26 protein-coding genes, 1 tRNA gene and 1 other RNA gene are annotated in these 25,954 nt (G+C 30.8%); 9 read left to right on the forward strand and 19 right to left on the reverse strand.

Features of this window, described 5'->3' with window-relative positions; translation table 11 throughout:
- Together rpl3p and PUD86_01830 are read right to left on the reverse strand one after the other, a co-directional pair.
- Nucleotides 1-1,011, reverse strand: coding sequence for a 50S ribosomal protein L3 (rpl3p, locus tag PUD86_01825; GenBank protein ID MDD6776024.1), 1,011 nt, complete (start codon nucleotides 1,009-1,011; stop codon nucleotides 1-3).
- Nucleotides 1,012-1,351: 340 nt separating this feature from the next.
- Nucleotides 1,352-2,179, reverse strand: a complete 828-nt coding sequence (locus PUD86_01830; GenBank protein ID MDD6776025.1) for a putative RNA uridine N3 methyltransferase — start codon at nucleotides 2,177-2,179, stop codon at nucleotides 1,352-1,354.
- Between the two features lie 329 nt (nucleotides 2,180-2,508).
- Here PUD86_01830 and PUD86_01835 point away from each other — a divergent pair, with 329 nt between their 5' ends.
- Together PUD86_01835 and PUD86_01840 are read left to right on the forward strand one after the other, a co-directional pair.
- The gene (locus tag PUD86_01835) at nucleotides 2,509-4,002 is read left to right on the forward strand and encodes an acetyl-CoA carboxylase biotin carboxylase subunit (protein ID MDD6776026.1); all 1,494 of its coding nucleotides are present in this window, start codon (nucleotides 2,509-2,511) and stop codon (nucleotides 4,000-4,002) included.
- Nucleotides 4,003-4,017: 15 nt separating this feature from the next.
- Nucleotides 4,018-4,935, forward strand: a complete 918-nt coding sequence (locus PUD86_01840) for a biotin--[acetyl-CoA-carboxylase] ligase (protein ID MDD6776027.1) — start codon at nucleotides 4,018-4,020, stop codon at nucleotides 4,933-4,935.
- On the opposite strand, the gene PUD86_01845 is transcribed toward PUD86_01840, so the two are convergent.
- The 3 genes from PUD86_01845 to PUD86_01855 all read right to left on the reverse strand — a co-directional run bounded on the left by PUD86_01845 (nucleotide 4,925) and on the right by PUD86_01855 (nucleotide 7,004).
- The gene (locus PUD86_01845; protein MDD6776028.1) at nucleotides 4,925-6,079 is read right to left on the reverse strand and encodes a TIGR03576 family pyridoxal phosphate-dependent enzyme; all 1,155 of its coding nucleotides are present in this window, start codon (nucleotides 6,077-6,079) and stop codon (nucleotides 4,925-4,927) included. The genes PUD86_01840 and PUD86_01845 overlap by 11 nt on opposite strands.
- A complete protein-coding gene (locus tag PUD86_01850) occupies nucleotides 6,080-6,409 on the reverse strand; it encodes a hypothetical protein (GenBank protein MDD6776029.1) in 330 nt (109 codons plus the stop codon).
- Nucleotides 6,410-6,479: 70 nt separating this feature from the next.
- On the reverse strand, nucleotides 6,480-7,004 hold the full coding sequence (locus PUD86_01855) for a FumA C-terminus/TtdB family hydratase beta subunit (GenBank protein ID MDD6776030.1): 525 nt from the start codon (nucleotides 7,002-7,004) through the stop codon (nucleotides 6,480-6,482).
- Between the two features lie 114 nt (nucleotides 7,005-7,118).
- On the opposite strand from PUD86_01855, the gene PUD86_01860 reads away from it, so the two are divergent.
- A complete protein-coding gene (locus PUD86_01860) occupies nucleotides 7,119-8,939 on the forward strand; it encodes a DUF2070 family protein (GenBank protein MDD6776031.1) in 1,821 nt (606 codons plus the stop codon).
- Here PUD86_01860 and PUD86_01865 read toward each other — a convergent pair.
- The gene (locus PUD86_01865; protein ID MDD6776032.1) at nucleotides 8,934-9,206 is read right to left on the reverse strand and encodes a DUF5379 family protein; all 273 of its coding nucleotides are present in this window, start codon (nucleotides 9,204-9,206) and stop codon (nucleotides 8,934-8,936) included. The two genes, PUD86_01860 and PUD86_01865, sit on opposite strands and share 6 nt — an antisense overlap.
- Before the next feature lie 83 nt (nucleotides 9,207-9,289).
- Here PUD86_01865 and rqcH point away from each other — a divergent pair, with 83 nt between their 5' ends.
- On the forward strand, nucleotides 9,290-11,296 hold the full coding sequence (gene rqcH, locus PUD86_01870) for a ribosome rescue protein RqcH (protein ID MDD6776033.1): 2,007 nt from the start codon (nucleotides 9,290-9,292) through the stop codon (nucleotides 11,294-11,296).
- Here the strand turns inward: rqcH and PUD86_01875 are convergent.
- Nucleotides 11,293-12,012: a metal-dependent hydrolase gene (locus PUD86_01875; protein MDD6776034.1), complete on the reverse strand. Its 720-nt coding sequence runs from the start codon at nucleotides 12,010-12,012 to the stop codon at nucleotides 11,293-11,295. The two genes, rqcH and PUD86_01875, sit on opposite strands and share 4 nt — an antisense overlap.
- Nucleotides 12,012-13,157 (reverse strand): hypothetical protein, encoded by a 1,146-nt coding sequence (locus PUD86_01880; GenBank protein ID MDD6776035.1) that lies wholly within the window; start codon nucleotides 13,155-13,157, stop codon nucleotides 12,012-12,014. The genes PUD86_01875 and PUD86_01880 overlap by 1 nt, the downstream gene beginning before the upstream one ends.
- 185 nt (nucleotides 13,158-13,342) lie before the next feature.
- Here PUD86_01880 and PUD86_01885 point away from each other — a divergent pair, with 185 nt between their 5' ends.
- Both PUD86_01885 and PUD86_01890 read left to right on the forward strand, forming a co-directional pair.
- Nucleotides 13,343-13,549 carry a class III signal peptide-containing protein gene (locus PUD86_01885; protein MDD6776036.1) on the forward strand — a complete coding sequence of 69 codons (207 nt, stop codon included), beginning with the start codon at nucleotides 13,343-13,345 and terminating at the stop codon, nucleotides 13,547-13,549.
- The gene (locus tag PUD86_01890) at nucleotides 13,542-13,724 is read left to right on the forward strand and encodes a class III signal peptide-containing protein (protein MDD6776037.1); all 183 of its coding nucleotides are present in this window, start codon (nucleotides 13,542-13,544) and stop codon (nucleotides 13,722-13,724) included. Before PUD86_01885 ends, PUD86_01890 begins: the two co-directional genes overlap by 8 nt.
- An 18-nt stretch (nucleotides 13,725-13,742) precedes the next feature.
- Here the strand turns inward: PUD86_01890 and PUD86_01895 are convergent, their stop codons facing one another.
- From PUD86_01895 to PUD86_01910, 4 genes are all read right to left on the reverse strand, one after another.
- Nucleotides 13,743-14,753 (reverse strand): 4Fe-4S binding protein, encoded by a 1,011-nt coding sequence (locus tag PUD86_01895; GenBank protein ID MDD6776038.1) that lies wholly within the window; start codon nucleotides 14,751-14,753, stop codon nucleotides 13,743-13,745.
- Between the two features lie 8 nt (nucleotides 14,754-14,761).
- Complete coding sequence (locus PUD86_01900; protein ID MDD6776039.1) at nucleotides 14,762-14,953, reverse strand: 4Fe-4S binding protein; 192 nt, start codon at nucleotides 14,951-14,953, stop codon at nucleotides 14,762-14,764.
- Nucleotides 14,954-15,008: 55 nt separating this feature from the next.
- Nucleotides 15,009-15,467, reverse strand: a complete 459-nt coding sequence (locus tag PUD86_01905; protein ID MDD6776040.1) for a phosphopantetheine adenylyltransferase — start codon at nucleotides 15,465-15,467, stop codon at nucleotides 15,009-15,011.
- 87 nt (nucleotides 15,468-15,554) lie between these two features.
- The gene (locus PUD86_01910; GenBank protein MDD6776041.1) at nucleotides 15,555-18,455 is read right to left on the reverse strand and encodes an Ig-like domain repeat protein; all 2,901 of its coding nucleotides are present in this window, start codon (nucleotides 18,453-18,455) and stop codon (nucleotides 15,555-15,557) included.
- Nucleotides 18,456-18,759: 304 nt separating this feature from the next.
- Here PUD86_01910 and PUD86_01915 point away from each other — a divergent pair, with 304 nt between their 5' ends.
- From PUD86_01915 to PUD86_01925, 3 genes are read left to right on the forward strand one after another with little or no spacing between them, the layout of a single operon-like run.
- A complete protein-coding gene (locus PUD86_01915; GenBank protein MDD6776042.1) occupies nucleotides 18,760-20,304 on the forward strand; it encodes a radical SAM protein in 1,545 nt (514 codons plus the stop codon).
- Nucleotides 20,305-20,357: 53 nt separating this feature from the next.
- Nucleotides 20,358-21,479: a pyridoxal phosphate-dependent aminotransferase gene (locus PUD86_01920; GenBank protein MDD6776043.1), complete on the forward strand. Its 1,122-nt coding sequence runs from the start codon at nucleotides 20,358-20,360 to the stop codon at nucleotides 21,477-21,479.
- On the forward strand, nucleotides 21,472-22,380 hold the full coding sequence (locus PUD86_01925) for a cation diffusion facilitator family transporter (GenBank protein MDD6776044.1): 909 nt from the start codon (nucleotides 21,472-21,474) through the stop codon (nucleotides 22,378-22,380). Before PUD86_01920 ends, PUD86_01925 begins: the two co-directional genes overlap by 8 nt.
- Before the next feature lie 14 nt (nucleotides 22,381-22,394).
- On the opposite strand, the gene PUD86_01930 is transcribed toward PUD86_01925, so the two are convergent.
- The 7 genes from PUD86_01930 to PUD86_01960 form a co-directional block, all read right to left on the reverse strand.
- A tRNA-Ser gene (locus tag PUD86_01930) sits at nucleotides 22,395-22,478 on the reverse strand.
- A 67-nt stretch (nucleotides 22,479-22,545) separates the two neighbouring features.
- Nucleotides 22,546-22,861: signal recognition particle sRNA (gene ffs, locus PUD86_01935), an RNA gene on the reverse strand.
- Between the two features lie 123 nt (nucleotides 22,862-22,984).
- Complete coding sequence (locus PUD86_01940; protein MDD6776045.1) at nucleotides 22,985-23,374, reverse strand: CBS domain-containing protein; 390 nt, start codon at nucleotides 23,372-23,374, stop codon at nucleotides 22,985-22,987.
- Complete coding sequence (locus tag PUD86_01945) at nucleotides 23,361-24,260, reverse strand: 2-phosphoglycerate kinase (protein MDD6776046.1); 900 nt, start codon at nucleotides 24,258-24,260, stop codon at nucleotides 23,361-23,363. Before PUD86_01945 ends, PUD86_01940 begins: the two co-directional genes overlap by 14 nt.
- Nucleotides 24,261-24,396: 136 nt before the next feature.
- Entirely contained in the window at nucleotides 24,397-25,086 is a 690-nt protein-coding gene (locus PUD86_01950; GenBank protein ID MDD6776047.1) for a metallophosphoesterase, read from the reverse strand.
- 5 nt (nucleotides 25,087-25,091) lie between these two features.
- Complete coding sequence (locus PUD86_01955; GenBank protein MDD6776048.1) at nucleotides 25,092-25,622, reverse strand: DUF2096 domain-containing protein; 531 nt, start codon at nucleotides 25,620-25,622, stop codon at nucleotides 25,092-25,094.
- A complete protein-coding gene (locus PUD86_01960) occupies nucleotides 25,619-25,885 on the reverse strand; it encodes a DUF749 domain-containing protein (protein MDD6776049.1) in 267 nt (88 codons plus the stop codon). Before PUD86_01960 ends, PUD86_01955 begins: the two co-directional genes overlap by 4 nt.
- Nucleotides 25,886-25,954 lie beyond the last annotated feature (69 nt).

The following is a 25,954-nucleotide window of genomic DNA, read 5'->3' on the forward strand; positions in this document are numbered from 1 at the left end:
TTATACCCCTTGTTTAGATTTTGTACTAATATAATTAATTTGAGGTATATCCTCAGCTTTATTATTAGGTCTGATAGGTTGTCTTAAAATGACTAATCTTTTAGATGGTCCTGGTAAGGATCCTTTTACTAAAACATAATCGTTTTTGACAAGACCGTATTTTACAAATCCGCCATCAGGGTTGATTTGATCAACTTCATCTGCTGATGCGATTTTTAAAATCCTTTTATTGAATTCAGTTCTTTTGTGGTATCCCATTTGACCTGCTTGAGCTACAGTCCACATGGTTCTACTAGGAGTCCAAGGTCCGATAGAACCTACGTGTCTACCTTTACCTGCTCTTACAGCTTTACCATATTGAATTCTAATTCCCCATCTTTTAACTACACCTTGGAATCCTTTTCCTTTTGTAGTTGCAATAGCATCAACAAATTCACCTTCGTTGAAGATTTCACTAGCTTTTACTTCGTTACCTAATAATTCTAATGCAGTGTTTAATTTTTCTTCAGGATTGGATCCTCCAATACCACATTCGAATATATCTGGTTTTTTCTTAGGTACGCTAGTTACTTTTGGATTTGTGTGTACTAATACCTTAATGTCTTCTGTGTTTTCTAATGCACCTTGTATTTTTGCAATAGCTTCAGATTTATTGTATTCTTTAGGAAGAGAAATTTTCCTTGAAAGTTCTTCATCTAAATTGTCTGCAAGAACTTCGGTGATTACTTTCAATCCACGAGAAGTTTTTTCATAAGCTCTAATTCCCATTACAACGACCGGAGGTACTTCCAATACAGTTACTGGAGTGAAAACGTCCATACCATTGGTTGGAGAGTTTTTATCGGAATCAGTCATTAAAACATGAGTCATACCGACTTTGTAACCTGCGAGGCCGAGTAATTTTGGTTCATCAATTTGTGGCCAAGATTTTACTCTAGGGGTTTCTTTAGCTGCTCTTTTCCTTGGACTAAAAGCAACAGACCCTTTTCTTGGCTGGTGATGTCTTACCATTTAATTAACCTCCTTATTAATATTTTTTTACCTTATTTTTAAATTATTTTAATTTTTTGTAGAGTAATAGCCAAATGAATAACTATTACGAAGTTTTTGACAAGTCTGTATAAATACAACCTTATCAAGTTAATAAATAGCCGTAAGCAAGCTTACAACTAGATAAATATTAAATTTCAATATATCCTATTGAGTTAATCCAATTGGAGCACAATAAAGAATATATTTAATGTATAAATAATTCTGTGCTAAGATAATTTTTAGAAAGTCCTAAAAACATCCATGTATAAAAAGTTGAGCAAGTTATCTATTAGCGTGTAAAACTAATAAATCGAGAGAATTAAAATCTCATAGAATTGAATAAAGAAAGTGTAGCGACAACAGCCTCTTCGCTTCTTACAGTTTCAGTTCCTTGTCCAGGAAGAGTATTTATTTTAAATAAATCCCAATTTGGATTAGAAACATCCTCTTGAATTGAAGAATATGGGCCACCAAATAAAATAGCAATACTTTTAGATTCATCTAATTTTGGTTTTAATTCATCAAAAATAGAATTAATATAATCTCCATATCTTGTAGTTTCAACAACAAGATTAGGTTTAATTAATTTTAAGCTATTTTTAAGACTCTTAGTAGAAGATATAACATTATATCCCCAGTAAACGTCATCTGGTTTATCAGGTGTGACTATTACTTCTTTCTTAGCAATTTTAGTAATCTTAAAGTCAAAAATTCTTTTAACAGAAAGTTGTTCTTTACAGAATGCAAGTTTATCCATACCTATATCAACATAAGTTCCTTTCTTATTTCTCTTAACAGTGAAACCTTGTCTATAATCGCCCACGTCTGGTTGACTATTTACAGGATGATGTGGAGTCCTAAGAGGCGGGAGAATTCCAACATGCTTTAATTCAGGTCTTATAGGAAATGCTTGTTTCCTCAAGTATTGAGGAGTATTCATATAATTTAAAATTTCCGCAATAAATTCTCCATCCATTTCTCCGTCTTCATTTTTAACATGATCATCATTGTAGATAACCACATTATCTGCTTGAAAAATCGCCAAAGCTCTGCCTAAAATACCTACTTTATAAGTACGAATTTTAAGATCCTTAGACTCAGAAAGAAATGAGTTTGGAATAAATATAGATAGCTCATCTTTATACATTATATATAACTATATTAAATAAACTATATAAAGATTTCCCTACATTTATATACTACTAATTAATTTTACACATTTACAAGATATTATATCAGTTATAATATCCGTAGCTTCTTTTTATGCTACCAACTTTTTTATACTCAGAGAATATATTAATATAAAATATGTATGAAACAGTATATAAAGGTATTGTTTTTTGTAAATAAAATCCAATAAAAAAAGTTTTTGAAAAAAAATCGAATACAATTCAATTCATTACATAAATCAAATATTTAATATATTATATAATATAATAATTATATTATTAATGAAAAATTACTTTGAGGTTTCAAATGTTCGAAAAAGTATTAGTTGCAAATAGAGGAGAAATCGCAATTAGAGTTATGCGTGCTTGTCGCGAACTTGATATCAAAAGTGTATCAATTTACTCTGATGCAGACAAAACTTCTCTTTATACAAATTATGCGGATGAAAGCTATCCATTAGGAAACCCTTCACCTGCAAAATCTTACTTAAATATTGAAAAAATTATAGATATCGCAATTGAATCTGGTGCTGATGCAATTCACCCAGGATACGGATTTTTAGCAGAAAATCCTAAATTCGGTGAAGAATGTGAGAAAAATGGAATCAAACTCATCGGACCAAGTGGAGATATCATTAACAAAATGGGAGACAAAATTACTTCCAAAGCACTTATGAAAAAAGCAGGAGTTCCAGTTATTGAAGGAACACCTGAAGGTATTACTGATATTGAAGAAGCAAAAGACATTGCTCGCCAAATAGGATACCCTGTAATTGTTAAAGCATCCGCTGGTGGTGGAGGTATTGGAATGCGTGCAGTTTACGAAGAAGGTGAACTTGTACGTGCAATTGAATCTACCCAGTCTGTTGCATCAACCAACTTCGGTGATCCAACTGTATTTATTGAAAAATACCTTGAAAAACCACGTCACATTGAATTCCAGCTCTTAGCTGATGAGCACGGAAATGTAATTCACGTAGGTGATCGTGAATGTTCTATCCAAAGAAGACATCAAAAGCTTTTAGAAGAAGCACCTTCCCCAATTATGACTGAAGAGTTAAGAGAAGAAATGGGTGGAAGTGCAGTAAAAGCAGCAGAATATATTGGATACACAAGTGCAGGTACTGTAGAGTTCTTATATGACAACGGACAATACTACTTCCTTGAAATGAACACACGTATTCAAGTAGAACACCCTATTACCGAACTTGTTACTAACACTGATTTAATCAAACAACAAATCTTAATTGCAAATGGTGATGAATTAAGCTATGAGCAAAAAGACATTAAAGTAACAGGACACGCAATTGAATGTCGTATTAATGCTGAAGACCCACTTAACGACTTTGCACCAAACCCTGGTAAAATTACTGGATACAGATCTCCTGGAGGTCCTGGTGTACGTTTAGACAGTGGAGTATACATGAATTATACTATTCCAACATTTTATGATTCAATGATTTCAAAATTAATCACTTATGGAAGAGACAGAAATGATGCAATGAACAGAATGAAAAGAGCATTAAGTGAATACATCATTTTAGGTGTTAAAACTACAATCCCATTCCATAAAGCTATTTTAAGAAATCCTAACTTTATTTCAGGAGACTTAAACACACACTTCATTGATACCTACAAGAAAGGTATTGAAGCTGAAATGGAAAATGTTATTGCTGAAGACTTAGAATACGTAAACAAATTAAAATCAACATTTATGCCTGGTAAAAAAATAGCTGCAATTTCTGCTGCTGTTGGATCTTATCAAAACATGAGTAAAAACCAATTCTTACAAAAGAAATAAACTGGGGATTTAATAATGAAAGAAGAAATCGTAAACTTGTTAACAAAGGAAAACAAAATTTCTGAAAAAACCATTGACGAACTAAAACAAGTTGATATTAACGACTTTAAATCCATTGTTGAAGAAATTGGAAAACAAGAAACCGAATATATTAAAGCAGATAAAATTGCTGAAAACTTAAACACAAAATATATTGGTAAAAACTTATATGTATTCCACGAAGTTCAATCAACAAACAATATAGCTAAATTCTTATCTGCAAACGGAATTGCAGATGGAAGTGTTATAATTTCTGAAAAACAGACTGCTGCAAGAGGAAGATCTGGAAAAGTATGGAACTCCCCATTAGGTGGTGCATGGTTATCTATAGTTTTAAATCCCCATGTGGACCACTCCAAACTTCCTTTAATAACATTGGCTACAGGTGTTGCTGTTGCAAAAACACTTGAAAAAATAGGAATCAAAAATCCTGAAATCAAATGGCCAAATGATATTATTATCAATGATAAAAAAGTCTGTGGAATCTTAACCGAAGCAGTTGCAAAATTCAATACTATCGAAAATGTCATTATCGGTGTAGGTATTGATGCTAATGTAGATATTGAAACTTTCCCTGAAGAAATTAAAGACTACAGTACTGCTTTAGAAAAAGAACTTGGAAGAAAAGTTGACGAACATGAACTAATTAGAATCTTCTTAGAAGAATTTGAAAAAATTGGTGAGCTTTTCGACCAAGAAGGATACGAAGAAATCTTAAAAGAATGGAGAAAACGTTCCTACTCAATTGGAAAAATTGTGGAAGTTAAAGAACCATTCAACAAATGTTATGATGGATACGTATTAGGTATTAGTAAAGAAGGCGCACTTGTCATTGAAAAAATTGACGGAACCTTAGAAAAAGTAATTTCTGGAGAATGTAATATTAAAAAGTAAATACAATCTCCTTACATTTTTCTTCATTTGAAACTACATCTTGTAATTTTTCAAATGAAGCTTCTATTTTTTTAATTAAATCTTTTAAATCTAAATTAATTGCATCACTTGATGATAATTCAAATCTTATTGTAGCAGATGCACCAGGCATTGAAACTGGTGGAATTGTAATTATTCCATAATCTCTTAATAAAATAAATGAGAACACATATGCCAAATCATCATCAGATAAATTATGTGAAACACTAACTTCCTTGCTTAAACCTTCAGGATAAATCATAACACCTGTAGGTGATTTTACAAAATTAGAGAAGTTTTCACACAATAATTCATACAATTCATCTTTTTTAGTGAAACTTTTAATCAGATTTTCCTCTTTGAAGTTTTTAATACCATTTACCATTGCAAGAACTGCTGGTGGTTGAGCTTCAAGACCAAACTGATTTACTTTGATTTTAATCTCATCAATTAAATCTTCACGCCCTGCCATTAATCCTCCTCTAGGACCTGCCATTAGCTTATCAGTACTTGTAATAGAAATATCTGCACCTAAATCACAAGCTTTAGGTTGATTGTAAACAACGGTTCTGAGTCTTGCACCGGATGCATCATCAACCATAACAGGAATGTTTTTAGCATGAGCCATTTCAATAACTTGTCTGAATTCATCTTCATCAATTACCTTATGATCCATTGTAGAACCAGTAACAACAACTAATGAAGTGTTATCAGGTATAGTAAACTCTTCAAAAACATCAGTTTCAAAGTATTCAGCACCAACTAACTTACAGCTTCTTGGAATTGATGGGTGAGCTGGCAACTCAGCAAGATAATGGACAACATTTGAACCTTCGCTAACTAAAGATAATATTGTAGCAAGGATTCCTGAAGAAGTTCTGTTAACAGCAAGAACTTTGTCTCCACCCATATGTTCTTTTCCAACTTCCTGAATAGCATCTTCAAAAATAGCTGGACCAACATAAGTTTCTAAAAGACTGATTTCAGCCTCAGAAGCAATGAATCCTCCTGCTAATCCAGTAAGGTCAAATAAAGAAGATCTGCCATTTGTTTCTACATGATTTTTGATGATAGAAAGAGCATTTTCTCTTTTTTTAACTTCATCTAAAGAGTTATTAATTATCATTTAATCAGAGTCATCCAATTCTAATTTGTAATCTTCAAAGAATTCCAAAATTGATTTTAATTTTTTCTCATCAATAGGAATTTGAGTGTATTCTTGTTTTTCTGGAATTCCATAGTAGTATTCTGCAAATAAAACTTTACCTTCAGGAGTGGTAAAGAAGTTAATACCATCTGCAAGTTCATCCGGTTTTTTGTTATGGAATTCTACATCAAAAGAGACACCTAATTTTTCTGAAAATTTTGCTTTTTCTTCAGGTTCTCTGTTAGATTTTCTAATTTTTGCCATCCTTGATTTTAATTTCTTTTCTGCGAGTTCATTAATATCTGCCATAATATTACAACCCTAATTTTTAATTTTAATATAGTTAGTATGAAACTAAATAATATATAAGTATTCCTTTTTAGTCATATAGACTGTTACCGTTACTATCCATAGCAACTATAAGTGGTCCAAAGTCTTTAACCTTTAAGTTCCACATTGCTTCAGGCATTCCTAAGTCCAACCAGTCCACACTTTCAATTTCCTCAACTGCATCAACATATAATGCTGCACATCCACCTGTTGCAACAACATAAAGAGCTTCATTTCTAACTAATGCTTCTCTTACGCTGTCATCCATACCTCCTTTACCAATGACGATTTTAGCACCTAAGTCTAAGACATCACTTTGGTATGGATTCATTCTCATTGAAGTGGTAGGTCCAACAGCAACCATTTTGTAATTTCCATCGTCATCTTTTGTAACAATAGGACCTGCGTGGAACAATACTGCACCTTCAATATCTACAGGAGCGCCTTCTTCAAGAATTCTTTTGTGAGCTTGATCTCTTGCAGTATAAATATTACCTGTTAAGTATACTACATCACCTGCTTTCAATTCACTTAAATCTTCATCTTTAATTGGAACATTCAATTTTCTTTCCATCAATTCACCTTTAATTAGTAATAAATATTATATTATAAAAAACTATAATTATATTTATATAAAATTTTTAGATTAAATAAATTTAATGGGTAAAAATAAAAAAGAGGAAAATTTATGTCAAGTATGAGTAGTGTAGCAGGTTTATCCAAATATATAACAACCTTACCAAAAACTAAATTTTCAATTTGTGGAATGTTAATTATAAGTTTCCTTATTGGAGGTTTATACAATCTAATCGATTCTTCAACAGCAGTTGGATTTATCGAAGATATTATTTTGGGAGGAATTTTCGGTTTAATTGTATACGGAATTCCTTCAATTATGAGTGGAGCTCTTAATCAGCAAACAATCAGTGTTGTTCATGGAATAAACTTAAAAATAAAACACTCAATGTTTTTATCTGTACTCTCAATGACTATCCTTGGAGTAATTATTGTTGCAGGCGGAGTAATCTCCCACATATTCAATATTGACATTTACTTAAACTCCATGCTATTTGCATGTGTTTTAATCTACGGTTTTAATACATTGGTATTTTGGACTACTTCCAAAGTAAGATTCATAACTGCTGCAATTACTGGATTTATTCAGCCTGTACTCATATTAACAATGTATACTATCCTCACATTTTTATTTATTGACACCAGTTTTTTAGGCCCTGCAATTATACAAATTACAGTAAAAGCACTTATTGCTGCAATTATCTTTGTTATGGCAATATATGCATTCATTAGTGTTATTGCATCCCCATTTAATAAAAATCTTGGAATTGGTGTTTTAGATTTATTAAGTTTATTTATCGCACACATGAACGAAGGATCAAATTCCCTAGAAGGATTATTTGAAAACATGAGTGAAGCTATTGATACAATAGTTACTTTTGTCAGTTTTAAAACAGAACAGGGAATTAAAGCATTGTTCATCTCTCCATCCGTGCACCCAGGACCTTTAGGTGATCTTGGTGGATCAAATATGCCAACAATCTTAGCAAACAAATTTGATCATTTCACAATGGTGGCTCACGGTCCATCTACACACGATTTCAATCCAATTGCAGTTTCAGAAATTGATAAAGTGGAAGATTCTGTAAGAAGAGGATTGCAAAAAGTTGAATACGCACCAAATGCTAGTAAATTTGTAAGATACACTGCTGAAAAAGCAAATATTGGTGTACAAATGTTTAATGACGGAATGGTTATTTTATCCACTTTTGCACCCGAAGCAGTTGATGATATTGAATTTGGTGTTGGATTGACAATGATGGCACAAAGTAGAAGCCACTGTAATGTTAAAGATTCTGTGATTGTAGACTGTCACAACTCATTTACAGCAGAAAGTGGGGAAATTTTACCTGGAAACTCTGAAGTATTCCAGTTAATTGATGTTATTGATACTATAAATCCAAATCAGGAAAGATATGAAATAAAAGTAGGTTGTTATGAAGATTCTATGCAGCCACTTGGAAAACAGGAAGGAATTGGAGACAGTGGTATTAAAACAATGATTATTGAAGTTGACAATCAAAGAACTGCATATGTGCTTTTCGATTCCAACAACATGGAAATTGGATTTAGACAAGAAATCATTGATGCAGTAAGTGATTTGGAAATAGATGAAATCGAAGTAATGACTACTGATACCCATACTGTTAACACACTTTCCAGAGGATACAATCCTATTGGAATTGCAAAAAGAGCAGAAATCATAGAACACGTTAAAATAAGTATCAAAGAAGCAATAAATGATTTAGAAAAAGTAGAAGTTGGAACTGGAACTGAAAAGATTGTAAATCTTAATACATTCGGACCTAAAAACTCAACTGAATTGATTTCAACAATCAGTTCAGTAGTCGCAGTAAGTAAGATAATAGCTCCAGTTTTATTCATTACAGCATTATTAATTGTATTTATATGGATATTCTTTGGTGGTTTATAAGTAAACTGTAAAAAGAGTGTAAGCTATAACCCATATAAAGTAAAATGGTACAATACCATCACCTAACCATTGGGAGAATCCAGAAATTTCATCCCCAAACATTTTTTGACAAGCTTGGCCTGTGAAATATAAAATGATTACAGCAATGAAAAATGCAAAAATATCATTTTTAAATCCGAACCAACCTAAAGTCAAAGCAGCGGAAATAAGAGAGGCAAAAATACCAACAACAACATGAATTCCAGTAACTTTAATAGTTATGTCCATTTATATCCTCCATTAAATTAAATATATTAATTTAATTATGGTAATTTATAATATATTAATGTATTGATAAAAAAGGTGTAATAATGAAATCCATGTCCAATGTAGACATTTATACAGTAAGTGATGAATTAAATAATTTATTAAGCGGTGCTAGAGTAGATAAATCCTTTCAACCTACCAATGACATAGTAGTAATGAGATTTCACGTTCCAGGAACTGGTAGAGTTGATTTAGTAATGCAATGTGGTTCAAGAATACATACTACACAGTATCCTTTAGAAAATCCAACTACTCCACCATCATTTCCTATGCTTTTAAGAAAAAGGATTAAAGGAGCTCACGTTGAAAGCATAACACAGCATAATTTTGATCGTGTAATTAAAATCAGAGTTAAAAAAGATAAATATTACACAATAATTGTTGAATTGTTTGATAAAGGAAACATTATTCTTTTAGATGATGAAAACAACATTATCCAACCACTAAAAAGAAAACAGTTAAGTGAAAGAGATATCAGTTCCAAAAGAGAATATGTATTTCCTAAAGAAAGAGGAATAAATCCTATTGAAGTTACAAAAGAAGAATTAAGCGAATTATTCAAGAATGCTGATAGTGATGCTGTTAGAACTCTTGCAATGAATGGACTTGGAAGTTTATATGCTGAAGAAATTATTCAAAGAGCAAATAACACTGTTGAGATTGATAAAAATACACCTACTTCACAATTAAGCGATAAACAAATAGCTGAAATTCACAACAGCATGCAGGAGTTATTTGATAACTTAAAAGATGGTTCAATCAAACCTCAAATCGTTAAAAAAGATTCAAAAGAAGATGTTGTTCCATTGGATCTTATCAAATATGATGATTTTGAAAAAACTTTTTACAATGACTTTAACGAAGCATGTGATGAATTTTACTCCAAAAAGGTAAACAGTACCATAAAAAATGTAAAAGAAGCAGCATGGAATAAGAAGGTTAAGAAGTTTGAAAAAAGATTAAACTTACAGCAAGAAACACTGGATAACTTTGAAAAGACCATCAAAGAAAGTAAACATAAAGGAGAGGTTATCTATTCAAATTATCCGACCATTGAAAACATCATCAATGTTGTAAACAATGCATGGAGTAATGATTATTCCTTTAAGGAAATTGGAAAAATATTGAAAAAAGCTAAAAAAGATGGAATGGCTGAAGCTCAAATTTATGAATCAATTGATAAAATGGGAGTTTTAACACTTAACATATCAGATACTTCATTTAATATTAATCCAAAATTAACAATTCCTGAAAATGCTGAAATTTATTATGAAAAAGCTAAAAAGGCAAAAAGAAAAACAAAAGGTGCACTAATAGCTATTGAAAATACCAAAAAACAACTTGAAGACATTAAGTCCAAAAAAAACATAGCTATGGAAAATGTTTCAGTACCTAAAAAGAGAATCAAAAAGAATCTCAAATGGTATGAAAAACACAGATGGTTTATTAGCTCTGATAACACATTGGTTGTTGGTGGAAGAGATGCAAACAGTAATGAACTGATTGTTAAGAAATATTTGGACCCAAATGACATATATTTGCATGCAGATATACATGGTGCAAGTTCAGTTTCTATAAAATTAAATGGTGAAGAATTAAATGAAAATATCATTAAAGAATCTGGAGAGTTTGCAGCATCCTTTTCATCTGCTTGGTCAATGGGTTTCACAACACAGGACGTATACTGGGTCCATCCCGACCAAGTTACAAAAACACCTGAATCAGGTGAATTTTTGAAGAAAGGGTCATTTGTAATAAGAGGGCATAGAAATTACATAAGAAGTGCAAGAGTAAGACTTGGAATTGGAATTGTTGATTATGAAGGAAAAAGAATAATGGCAGGACCAGTTGATGCTCTTGAAGCACACTGTGATAATTTTGTTGTATTAAAACCAGGATTTACAAAAAAAGAAGCAATAGCTAAAAAAATATTGCACAAAATAAACGAAGATGACTTAATAACCCTTGACGATATTATAAGAGTATTGCCATCAGGAAAATGTGATATCGATGAGGAATATCATCTAAGAAAAAAATATGAAAAAAATTAATCCTGATAATCTTCAGGATTATATTCAAAGTATTCTTCAGGATTCATAACCACAACATCAATGTTAGGGTTAAACTGACTTACAAAATTAGCAAAAATTGCAGGATCTTGTTCAATTGGTGGGAATGTATTGTAATGCATTGGAATAACTACCTTTGGATTCATCCACATAGAAGCTAATGCTGCTTCAAAAGGACCCATAGTAAATTTATCACCAATTGGAACTAACACCACATCAGGTTTATAAATAGATCCAACAATATCTTTCATATCACCAAATAAACCAGTATCACCACAGTGATATATTGAAGTTCCATCTTCAAAGGTTATTAAAAATCCTGCTGCTTCTCCACCAGGAACAATTTCTTCAACCATATCAATAGCTGAAGAGTGTTTTGCTTCAAGCATAGTAAATTTAATATTGTGGTATACAAATGAACCACCAATATTAACTCCAATATTTCTAATTCCTTGTTTAGCTAAGAATAAGGAGATTTCGTGAATACATGCAATAGGTGCATTAGTACGATTAGAAATTTCTAAAGCATCACCAACATGATCAGAATGACCATGAGTGAGTAAAATAATATCCGGATTTATTTCTTCAACAGGAATTTGACATGCCGGATTATTACTAATAAACGGATCAATTAAAATTTTAACATCATCATCACTAATAATTTCAAAAGCTGAGTGACCTAACCATCTTATTTCCATTAAGCAGAACCCCCTGCATATTGTACTAAAATAGATTCATCTAAATTAGATGCAATACTCCAAGTTTTTTCGAAACTGGAGCGAATAGTTGAAATAGAATCTCTATCATCATATATAGCACCGTATTCGAAATCATTATTACCTGCAGAGATAATCATTGCATAAGAATCATCTGCAATCAAGTTAACTGTATGAACTTTAGGAACTGTTTTGATATGTACTCCCTGTTTTAATAAAGATGAAATCAAGAACATGTAAGACATATCAGACGGATCAAATTCATCAATAATAATTCTTGAATAGGATGAAGGCACATGAGATAAAAATCTATCAGATAAATTGTTTAAAGAAGGAATTTCTAACATGACTTCTTTGTTAATATGAACAGCCAATTTATCAAATGCTTCTTGTGAAGTTAAAACTTCTTCATCAGAAATGATATGACTATTAAGGGATTTAGGTACAGGCAATTTTTCAGGATCATTAATGTCAATCTTGATATCTCTAGGTTCAGTTACTTCAGATGCAACATATTTTGGGGAAGGGAGATCATCTTCAGTTGGTTCTTCTAATGCACGTTTGATTTCCTCAGATTTATCAGTTTCAATAACAATTGGTTCAACGCTTTCGCTACCTTGTTCAAAATAATCTGCTTGACGTTTTTTAGGAACTCTAGTTACTTTTAATGGTCTTCCATATTGAGGAGTGAAAACTAATGGTTTATCTAAATCCACTTCTTTTTCTTCTCTTGGAACTCCCCTCAATACTAATTTGGAATCATCTGAATTGCCATAGTACTCACCAGGAGTTGAATCTGAAAATTCTTCAACAACTAAATCATCATACCCTATTTCATCATAATCATCATATTCACGGCGAACTCTTAAAGGTCCCTGTGAAGTGTTTTGTCTGTTAAATCCAGAATTAACTTCTTTTGAATCTAAAAACTCTTTAATTTTATTAGCAGTTTTATCAACATTGGATTCAACGATATAACTAGCTATTAGAACCATTCCAATAACTATAATCAACAAACCAACTATTAATAAAATATCTACTAAATTATATGTATATGTCTCATAAGAAATGAGGACACCAATTACAAATAAAATAAAACCTGAAACTAATTTTATCGCATTTCCCACGTTTTCACCCTTATAAATTTTTAATCACTCTATTAAACTACTATATATTATCTAAATAACTATTTATAAACCTAATGGAAAAAAACGCCAAAATTTAAAAAGAACAAAACTACAATAAGTATTACTTTTTTATAAAATAGTAATATTAATATAGTAAAAAATCCAATTAAAAATTGGTGAAAAACATGCAAAATATCAACTCACTCATAAATGAAAATTCAGGTCAAGGCGCTGCAGAATATATTTTACTATTCGGAGGAGTGCTTGTAATAGCATTACTTGCCCTAACAATTTATAGATCATATATGGAAACAAGTGATGTTAGCCTCAAGGCAAAAGACGATATAATTGATGTAAGGAATACAATTCTTGACAACAGAACACATGTTTAGACAAAAAATAGACAATAAAGGACAGGGAAGTGCAGAACTAATTTTAATAATAGGAGGAATAATTGTTGTTGTACTCTTAATATCCACATATATTACGAATATAACAGAAAAAACACAAAAAAATATGGAAAATTTATTAAAAAAAGAAAGAGATTTTTTGATAAACAAAATATAAAATAGAGAGCTCATCTCTCTATTTTCCCATAAATGTTGAATTTAAAATTTCATCCCAAGATTCGGAATTGATATTTTCTAATTTGAAACTAGATCTAGTTAAGATTCTAATGTTTTGAGGACATGCTTTTACACAGGCACCACATAAATTACAAAATGTCAAATCAGTAACGGATTTTCCATCAACGATTGTAACAGCCCTACATGGACAAACATCAAGACATGCGTGGCAGGAATCACCTTTACAGATTTTTTCTTCCTCTTCAACTAACTCCAATTTACCTTCAAATGGTTTAATTATATCAACCGCATCAACTGGACAGACTTCACTACACCATGAGCAGTACACACATGAGTTTTCCAAGATGATAGTTTCTCCAGTGATTTTAGGAACTTTAATTTCATCTCCATACATACAGGTTGAACATATTTGTTTAATTGCATCTTCTGGACATACTCTTTTACAAACACCACAGAAAATACATTTTGAAGTATCAACTTCGATAGAATTGTTTAATTTATCAACAGATGATGTTGGAATATTTTTAATTGTAATTGCTCCAACAGGACACATATCGCTACAAAAAGAACAATATATACAATCATCCCCATTAATTTCGATTTCTCCCCTTACTAAATCAACAGCATTAGGAAGATTTCTTTTGAAAATAATGGAATCTCTTGGACATGCCCTATAACATTTTCCACAATACATACAATCTTCATCATCGATTTTAGAATCTTTGTTCCAGGAAGGATAAGAATCAACTTCTTTAATATTCTCCCCGTCAACAGTCAATGATAATGCATCAAAAGGACAAGCTATTGAACATAATCCACAAAATACACAGGAATCTTTGTTAACAGAAATTAAATCCATTTCTATTAATCCACGTGCAATAGGAACAATTGGCCCTAACCTTAAAGAGGAAGTAGGACAAACGTCAGCACAAATTCCACAGCCAACACAATTTTTATCATCATATGACAAATTACGGAATTCTTCACCGTTTCTTTTAATATCAAACATAAAATTCCTCATGCTTTAGAAATAGCTTGATTTGGACAGTTTTGTATGCATAAGTCACAATCATCACAGTTTTCAGGTACGATAAATACATCACCATCTTTTTCTATGATTGCTCCTTGCTCACAAAGTTTAATACATAATCCTTGTACTGGACAATCTTGGATGTGTCCGCATACATTAGCATCAATGTTTACTGGCATATTTTCACCCCATAAAATAATTAAGATTGTTATCGGTTAAAACCGATTTTTTAAACTATTTAATGACATTCCCGTTTTGATTAATCTCCCCACTTCTAATACGTGTGGAAGAAATTGGATTGCCATCATATGCTAGCACAAAACTTACTACAACAATATCAAGAGGCTTCATGCCTTTAGAAACTCTAATTTCATTAATTTTAACTGCAGTAGGCTCAGTTTCCTCACTAACAACAATTGCATCGAAATCTTCATCATGAATTGTAGTTCCATAAGGATCATTTAATGGAATCACAACAAAATTGGATTTATCAGAAAAAAATGCATTTAAATTACTCATCCTTGTTTTACAAGAATCAATGTCGCCTTTTAATCCTCCAAAAGCATCAGAGGTAACACCAATCTCAATTTGATTACCTAATTCAAAAGCAGTTGATAATAATTTTTTGTGACCATCATGAAATTTGTCAAAAGTTCCACCAACAGCTACTTTATTATATTTCTTAGAGTTCATAATATTGTCCTAATAATTTGCTATAATAACTATTTATCAAAACTATTATAAAAATTGTTAGATAAAAAAAGAAAAAATAAAAAATAGTTAAAATGGAAGGCTTGCATAATATCCATGTAATGAATAAGAGCCAGTATTCCAGTTAACTATTGTTCCTAAGGAGTTTCTAGAACTTGTAGCATCTGCAACAGTCCAAACACCATCAATTAAAACCTGATTCCAAACATGTCCATAAGTACTTCCACTGGAAAACGTACATGTTCCATGGACATATTTAGTTGCAAGTCCTGCTGTTCTAAACATTGCCGCAAGCAAGTGAGCATGATCAACACAGTTTCCATTTCCAGACTCTAAAGTACCAACAGCACCATATTTAGTGTCATAATAAAAACTATATGAGATATGATCTCTTACATAGTTAAATATTGCTTTTGCCTTAGATTTCTCACTAGTTAAGTCTTTAGTTAATTTATCAACTAATAGCTTAATTTTAGTACTGTTCACTTGACAGTTAGCAGTTGCTGCTAAATATGCCATTAAGCTGCTGTCCTTAGTAGGAAGCGGTTTAATTTCTACATATGCTGGCATTACATTTTCATCATCATAAAATGAAATTACACGTGAAAATGCATAAACAAGACTTTTATAACCTATAGATCCAACATCTGAACTTACAACATTCGGAACTTTACCCTCTGCATCAGCAGTCTTTATAAGATTTTTTGCAACACTAAGATAGTCTTTTAAGTTACCTGAAGAGTAAGTTGAAGACGGACTACTTGGACCTCCAACATGTTTAATTGAAATTGGTGATTTATTATTAGCTTTTAAATTTACAATAGATTTAGAAGCTAAATACAAATATTCATTGGTTGTGTAAGTTATACTTCCAATTTTGACTGTAGCTGGCAATTTATAATTCTTATTGATGTAAGATTTCACATTTTGAGATGCAGCAATAATCTGATTAATAGTTACTGAACTAACGACAGTTATTGTAGAAGATTCTGTATAAACACCCTGAGAGTATTTAATAACATGATTTCCACCGGATAAAACACCTAAACTCACTTTAGCTATACCATTTAAGTCAGATGTGGCTGAATATTTATTACCGTTAATGTTGAATGTAATTTTAACATTTTTAACAGGTTTTTTATTTGCATCAGTTACTTTAACAGAATATGAAACTTTACTTCCAATTGAAACATATATATTTTCACCAGTCATTTTGGTTCCTTTAACAATTATATGTTTCTTAACAGTGCTAGATTTATAATAGTCATTACTTACAACTGCACTAATCGGATAATCTCCAAATGTAAGGCCTATTTTTAACTTAGCTTCACCTTTTAAGTCAGTGTATTTTGTGTAGCTAACACCTTTAACTGTGAATTTAACTCCTATATTTTTGAGAGGAGTTCCAGATTTGGTTTTAACAACAACTTTGAAATAAGACCCATCCCTGTATTTCATCACTAAATCATTAGCAGATATTGTAACAGTTTGTTTTGCGATTATAACCTTATCTGAACCATAGCAGTAATCAGCATAACCATTTGTTAAATAATAAAATTTAATGGAAGATGTTCCGGGTTTTAAATCAGGAATCTTCAAATATGCATTACCATATGCTGTGGTTTTTACAGTGTATGTTTTTCCATTGAATACAAACTTAACATACTTATTAGCTAGTGCCTTACCATTTTTTGTAAGTTTAACTTTGAATTTTGGTCCATCTTTATAAACCATATTCAATGTTGAAGATGTAAATTTTGTAGTTGGAGTTCTAACAGTTATTTTCCCAGATCCTGAAGATGCACTAAAGTGTTTATCTCCAGCGAAGGTAAAATTAATCGAATATTTTCCAATATCCATTCCAGGAATAGTTAAAGTAGCAACCCCTTTAGAATCTGTGTTAACAGTATACTCTTTATCATTAATATTGAATACAACAGTCCTGTTGCTGAGTAAAAAACCATGATTAGATTTTAAAGTTACCTTATATGAGTATTTTTTATTAGGCTCAATGTAAGTAGTGGACAAACTAGGCTTTATAGTTGTATTATCCTTTAGAGAAATGTATTCAACATCTACAGTTTCACCAGAAGCTGGATTTGATATTGAAATAATATGTTTTCCAGGATATAAATTAATAGATAAATATACAATACCTTTTTCATCTGTTGTCTTGGTGTATGTTACACTACCAATTTTAATGGAAACTTTTGTTTTTGCTAAAACATTATTATTTTTCCAGAATTTTATAGTGTGTTTAGAAACATATCCATAGCATGAAGAAGTAATATTTGGGCTAATGGATGACAATACTTTAACTTTTTTAGTGGTTGTGAGACTATTATACTTTGAACTACCTGCATATTTAACATAAATGCTATATGAACCAACAGGTAACGCTGCAGTCTTAACTGTTGCTATACCGTTTATACTGGTAGTTGCTGTATAAGTAACACCATTAATTTTAAGAGAAACCTTTTGACTAGCTATTACTTTTCCATTAACATCCTTTAAAGTCACTCTGAAATATGTAGCAGATTTTGAGTAATGAGTATCACTCATAGTTACCTTAACAGATATTTTAGAAGAAGCACTAATCAAATTATCTGATAGAGAAACAGATAATAAATTAGATTTTTTTGAATTATCAATTTCTATAAAATCAGAAGCATGAATATCCTCATAATTATTCTCATAACTGCTTAAATTAGAATTATCAGAATAATTACTAAAATTCTCATGAGAATCAACCATATTATTTTGTGAGATAGAATCCCCCATAGGAACTTCTAAATTATCTCTGACAGATATTGAATCAACATCATCTGCCATTAAATTTAAATTTTCCGTATTTGAAACATTATTTAAATCAACTGCACTAGTTGCACCTACAATAAAAAAGAACAATAGCACAAATGATACAAATAATGATTTTGTTTTAATTGAAATTTTTCCACCTCGATTTCCCATTACGAAAATTTTATAAATATGATTGTACTAAAATTAATATTTCATAATGAGTATGATAAACATATAATTTCAATATTATATAAATGTTTAACTTTAAATGGCTAAAAACAGCCCTAAATTATGTAAATTATTAGAAATGGACATAAAATTAAAATAAAAGAACAAATAGATTAAAATAAGAAAATATAAGCCAACTACGTTAAATCTATTTTAAACTTTTAACAAATTATGAACAATTAAATTAGCATTTATACAAAAAACAAAAGTGAGAAACACTATTTATTAAAAATTAATAGATGATTTCATGTTATATGAAAAAAACATATTTCAAAAAAATATAAAAAATGTTGATATTCATATTGGACTTGCTTATCCAAATGTTTACAAAACCGCAATGTCATCATTAGGATATAATATTTTATACAATCAAATCAATGAGCTTGATGATACTTGGTGTGAACGTGTTATTTTTCCAGACACTAACTCATTAGAAGCAGGAACTCCTCTTAAATATTTTGATATTATTAGTTTTACAATCCAATTTGAAGAGGATTATTTTAATGTATTAAATATGCTAAATAGTGCAGGAATACCTCTTAAAAGAAAAGACAGAACAGAAAATGATCCTTTGATAATTGCAGGAGGACCTTGTGCAACAGCAAATCCTATGCCTTTAGATGATTATATTGACCTTTTTGTAATTGGGGAAGGTGAGATAGTCATTAATGACATAATAAACACGTATAAAAGTGATAAAAAGGATTTAGATAAATATTTAAAGTTGCCTGGAGTGTATATTCCTGAATTTAAAAATAAAACAAAAATAAATATCATACAAGATATGAATGATGCATATCATATCACACAACCCATTATAAGTAAAAGTGATGATGATGAGTATCAGACAATTTTTAATAATTCCATTATGTTAAATGTCTCAAGAGGTTGTACAAGAGGATGTAGATTCTGCATGTCAGGATATCTCTACAGACCAATGAGACAGACTGATTATAAAAAATTAATTGATATAGCTATTAAAACACACAAAAATACTCAATTAAATAAAATTACATTAATAGGTGCAGCAGTTTCAGATTATGCTGACTTAGAAAAGTTAATTACTGGTCTTGAAGATGAAGGATTTCAAATTTCAACACCTTCACTAAGAATTGAATCCATAACAAGAAACACGTTGGAATCTCTTAAAAGAAGTGGATTAAAAACAATTACTCTTGCACCGGAATCAATTGAGAAATTAAGAAAATCAATTAACAAAGACATCCCTGAAGAAAAAATACTTAATGTGATAAAAGATGCTGTTGAACTTGATTTTAAAATCAAATTGTATTTCTTAATTGGACTTCCAGATGAAACAATGGAAGACATCAAAACACTTTGCGAATATATGAAAAAAATTGCAGATATGCACACTAGCATTAAAAATGTGAAATTTAGTGTAAATCCAATCATTCCAAAACCACACACTCCTCTTCAATGGGAAGGCTATGATTTTAAAGACATTAAGAAGAAAACTCGTTATATTACCAAAGAAATGAAAAAATATAACATTAAGTGTGAAAGTCCTAAAAAAGGATTAATCCAATATATATTGTCTTGTGGAAATAGGGAAGTTGGTGCAATTATTGAAAAATCAATAATAAAACAGCCTACCCTAAAAGAGTGGAGAGACATAACACCACAATATGATATTGATGATGAACTTCCTTGGGACAATATTGATGTTGGTGTAACTAAAAGATTTTTAAAAATTGAAAATAAACGATTGAGAAATTTAAAACAAACCCCGTGGTGTGAAACCGGCAGATGTTACAACTGTGGATCATGTTAGAAAAAAATTAATTTACTATAAATAATATAATCTAAACAAAGAGAGGTATAATTATGATAAATCCTGCAAGCAGATTAAATTCAATTGAATTATCATTAATAAGAAAAATGTTTGAAGTGACAAATCCTAATGCAATAAACTTAGGAATTGGAGAACCTGATTTTAATGTTCCTGAAAACATTAAAGAAGCAATGAAAAGATCAATTGATGAAAATGATACTCATTACACTCCAAATAAAGGATATTTAGATTTAAGAGAAGAAATAACTAAAAAATTCAAAAAAGAAAATGGAATAACTACCACACCTGAAGATGTTATCGTTACCGTTGGTGCCAGTGAAGGATTATACATGTGTACACAGGCATTCGTTGACAAAGGTGATGAAGTATTACTTCCAAATCCTAGTTTTCTTTCTTATGAAGCTTGTGTCAATTTAGCAGGCGGAACACCAGTATCTGTTGATTGTAAAATGGAAAATGAATTTAAATTAAAAGCTGAAGATGTTCAGGAAAAAATAACTAATAAAACAAAAGCAATTATTTTAAATTCCCCATCAAACCCTACTGGTGCAGTAATGGACAAAGAAGACATAAAAGCTATTGCAGATTTATCCATAGATAAAAATTTCTTAATAATTTCCGATGAGATTTATGAAAAAATCATTTATGGTAAAAAGAACTATTCTCCAGCAAAATATAGTGATAATGTAATTACATTAAACGGATTTTCAAAAACATATGCTATGACTGGACTTAGAATAGGATATTTAGCTACTACAAATGAAGATTATACCGAACAATTGCTTAAAATCCATCAATACAACATCGCATGTGCTAATACAACTGCACAAAGAGGAGCATACGAAGCATTAACAGGACCTCAAGACGAAGTTAAAAAAATGGTTTGTGAATTCCAAAAAAGACGTGACTTAATTGTTAGCCGTTTAAATGATATGGGATATGAAACTGTAAATGCTGAAGGAGCATTCTATGTGTTCCCAAAAATTGAGGATGAAAACTTTGTCCAGGATGCTGCTAAAGCAGGAGTTATAACTGTTCCAGGAGTTGCATTTGGATCAAATGGTGAAAACCACGTTCGTATGTCTTATGCGAATTCCTATGAAAACATTGAAAAAGCAATGGACATTTTAGAAGAGATGATAAATAATGGATGATTTTAGAGAAAAAGGTGGTAAAAAAGCAGCAAGAATAGGAATTATTGCTAATACATTTTTAACTATCTTAAACATTAGTGTAGGATTAATGTCTGGAAGTTATGCATTAATTTCCAAAGGAGGACACACATTATCCGATATTGCAACAACAATTATTGCATATATTGGATTTAAGATTGGGCAAAAACCTGCAGACCCAGAACATCCCTTTGGATACGGTCGTGCTGAAGCAATATGTGGATTAGTAATCATGTTATTTTTAACAATGGTTGCATATGAAGTAATGAGTGGAGCAGTAATAAAATTAGTAAATCACTCTACAATTACAACACCAGATATTTACGCAGCAGGAATGGCATTTTTCGGAATATTTATCAATTATGTAATCAGTAAATACATTATTAAAATTGGAAAAGACATTAACAGTCCAGCAATTATTGCAGACGGACAACACCAAAAAACTGATATTTTCTCATCAGTTGCAATCTTAATTGGAATTATTGTATCAAACTTAGGTTTCCCTATTTTAGACCCAATTATTGGATTAGTTATTGGATTTTTCATTATAAGAACTGCATTCAAGTTAGGTAAAGAAAACATTGACCACATTATGGGAAAAGTACCTTCTGAAGAATTCATTGATGAAATCAGAGATATAGCAAATAACAGTAGTAAATATGCAGATAATGCTCATAATATTAAAGTAGACTATTTAGGATCTTATGCTATTGTAGCATTGCATGTTGAAGTTGATGGTAATATGACTGTTGATGAATCACATAAAATTGTTCATATTATCCAAGATAACATTACAGATAAAATAGATAATGTAAAATACGTTAATGTTCATGCATGTCCTAAAGGATTAGAATATAATCATGACCAAGAAGTAGATTTATAATAAAAAACGAAAAACGCCGGGACCGGGATTTGAACCCGGGTGGTCATATGACCATCGGATTAGCAGTCCGACGCCGTACCAGGCTGGGCCATCCCGACAGTTAAAACAAAATAAGTATAGTTAACTATATGTCATAACTTACTTATAAACTTAATTATTTTTTTATAAATGGCATGTCCAGAAGTGGACTAATCTCAAAAATATAAGTGATCTAAAAAATTCAACTCCACCCCGGGATTCTACAAGCATTGAATGTTAACAGTAAAGCTGCTCCCTTCCGGGCCTGACCCATTTCCATATTGAAGATGACTAATTTTTACCCTCCAGTAAAAATCTCACCACCACCAATCCTGTAGGACGAGGATTCTACGTTGTTTTTAATAGGCTTATATTCTCTTAAAAAGCCGCCTTCTAGACTTCAACTGCACCTAAGGGGGTATGTGCTTACAGAGGACCCCTAACCCTCCAGTCTAGCCAGTAATAATATATGATATTAATATTATATAAAGGTTATTAAAAAAAGATTTCCAAGAAAAAAATAAATTTATAGTAACTAAAAATAAATGAGCAATATTTAAAAAAAAATAAAAATTAGTGAGTTAAATTAGAATAACTCTTGAATAATATCCCCATCAGAGATAATACCAACTAATTTTCCATCTTCAACAACAGGAAGTTGATTTAAAATTCCTGAAGAAACATTGTCTTTCATTACTTTAATTGCATCTTCAAGAGTGTTTTCAGGAGAAATGGTAATTACAGGAGTTATCATGATTTTTTCAACGTTAGTACCTAATTCATATTTGTCTAAAATTAAATTATGACCAACATCTGTTGCAGTGATAATTCCAATTAATTTATCATCTTCGACAACAGGAAGAGAACTAATTTTATTTTCCATTAATTTTTCAAATGCAAATACGACATCAACATCTGAAGTAGTAGTAACAACATCAGATGTCATAATTTCCTTAACCTTTTTACTTAACATCATTAACACCTACAAATTCTAAGATATCATTAACCATGAAATCAATTGTTTCATTAATTTCAACATTGTCAATTATATAAGAATCATGAATCTTTGCTTGTTCAACTAGAAAGTCCTGAGTTGTTCTTATTGAATCAAAGTTATCCATATACGTTTCAATAGACCTTTTTACCCAAGGTTGACTACATCTTGAATAAAAATGTTGCTTATGTAACTCTTCATCCTCAACTGTCAATATTAACATAACAATATTATTGTTATCTATCAACTCTTTATTGATAAATCCAGGAACAATATGGACCCCTTCAATAATAGTACTTATCCCTTCCTTTATGGATCTCTCAATTATTGCTTCAATTCCAACCTTAACGGCATTAACATGAGCAATGAAACCTCCAGTAATCAAATCATCATCAATAGAGTGTGATTCTATAGTCTCATAAGCATTATAACTAGATTTATGAATAATTGGACTTAATTCTTTAGACACACACTTACGCATGACTTCACGAATCATATCAGTACTTATAATATTTTTCAATCTAAGCCTATTAGCCAATTCCAGTGCCATTGAAGATGTACCAACACCAGAAGCACCACCAATCAATATAATCAGCGGTTTTTTAGAATTTCTTATAATGCTTAAATTTTTATATTTTTCTGCAATTTTTGGATCAACGGATGTTAAATGGTCCAAAACCATATTGGATAACTCATCACGAGAAACCATAGAAACATTATTTCTGATTAATTCCTCTTCAATTTCACTAGCCAATTCGTAAGCCATTTTAGACCCAATATATGGAACATTAAGCGATTTAGCCATAATCCCTTTCGAGAATGGTTCCACATATTCCTTACCATCAACAATAGTGTTAACCTTAATCATTAAAATCACATTAAATATGATTAAATCTATAAAATTAATGTTAAATAAAACTTGTTATTTGAATTTCTAGAAAAAAATAAAATTCAAGTAACTAACTTAAAATAAATTAAAAATAAAAAGAGAGAAGATGAATAAGTTATTCATCTAAAGAGATAATGCTTATGTCGTAATTGGAACCATCTTTAATATCTACTAAGACAGCACCATTATCTTTAAGCATTCCAGGATTTGCAACATCAGTTGTAAATCCAATTTTACTAAGAGATTTAGCTTCATGAATATGTCCACAAAGATTGATTTCAGGTTCAAATTCATGAATAGATTTTAAAATTCCTTGACTTCCTACATGTTCACCATTAGAAACTCTGTCAGCTTCAGTGTTAAATGGTGGAGCATGAGTAGCTAAGATTCTGACTTTAGGAACTTGATTATTGTATACATAATCGTAATTTGCTAATAAATCATATACAGAACTGTAGATATGATCATCATCGGTTTCACCAGGAGTGTCAAATGGAGTTGGGTTAGATCCACCATAACCGAATAAGATTGCATCACCATATGCAACAATATTATTGTGAAGACAGAATGCAACATCGTTAATTGCATTACAAATTCCATTTGGATCACAATTACCTGGAATAGCAATTACATCTACATCATATTCATATAATTTATTAATGAAAGTTTCAACAAAATCTAAAGGTCCAAAGTCAGTAATATCACCAAGGATTAAAACTAAATCAATATCATTATTTTCCAAATAATCATATAACTTTGGATTTTCTTCACCGTGAACATCACTAATTGCTAAAATTTTTGTCATTAAAATCACCTATCTTCTAAAAAGAAAGATCCCATTTCTTTTAAACCTAATTTAAGATCGTCTTGATCTCCATGCAATTGAACAGTAACATCATCATCAAATTCGATGATTAAACCATTCCATTCTGCAATTTCCTGAACTCTTTCTTCAGCTAATGGAACTTTAAGATTAATCCTACCAGTAGTTAAACCTGGAGGAGTATTAACTAAGAACTTTGATCTGGATTTAGCAAATTCAAATACTTCTTTACCTTGCATAGCCTGTTTTAATAAATCAAGCCATGAATCAACATATTCTTCTCCTTCTTGTTCTGCAATAGTAAGGAGATTTCCTTGAATATTGTTTAAAGCCATTTCAGCTTTAGCTAAACCATTAATCAAATCTGGATGGGAAGGATCTCTTTTATATGAACTGATTGAAGATCTGATTAATCCCATCTCTGGGTTAATTCCACTAGGTATCTCATATCCTTTTTTTGTTAAGTCTATAATAAGATGTTGAAGAACTAACCAATTTTGTTCAGAAGGTAAACTCATAAATGGCCACCTATAATTTTTAAAGTGGTGTGATTAATTTCTGCATCTGCTTCTTTTAACTCAGCTTCAATTTCAGCTACACTGGAATAAGAATCTAAGAATAAAACATGATGAGTAGAAGTACCAGCAATGTTTAAAATAGCCATTTCATCACTAGGTTTAAGTTCTCTTTTATCAATAGTTGCTTTAAATTGAACATAAGGTTCGTATTCTTCTGGAAGGTCTGAATATTTAAATATTCCATCTAAAGTTGCTACAAACATGTTTTTTCACCTCATTTATTAACAGTTATTCATATCTATAAACTCATATATAAACATAATTACGAATTA

Source organism: Methanobacteriaceae archaeon (assembly GCA_029219465.1).
Taxonomy (GTDB): Archaea; Methanobacteriota; Methanobacteria; order Methanobacteriales; family Methanobacteriaceae; genus Methanocatella.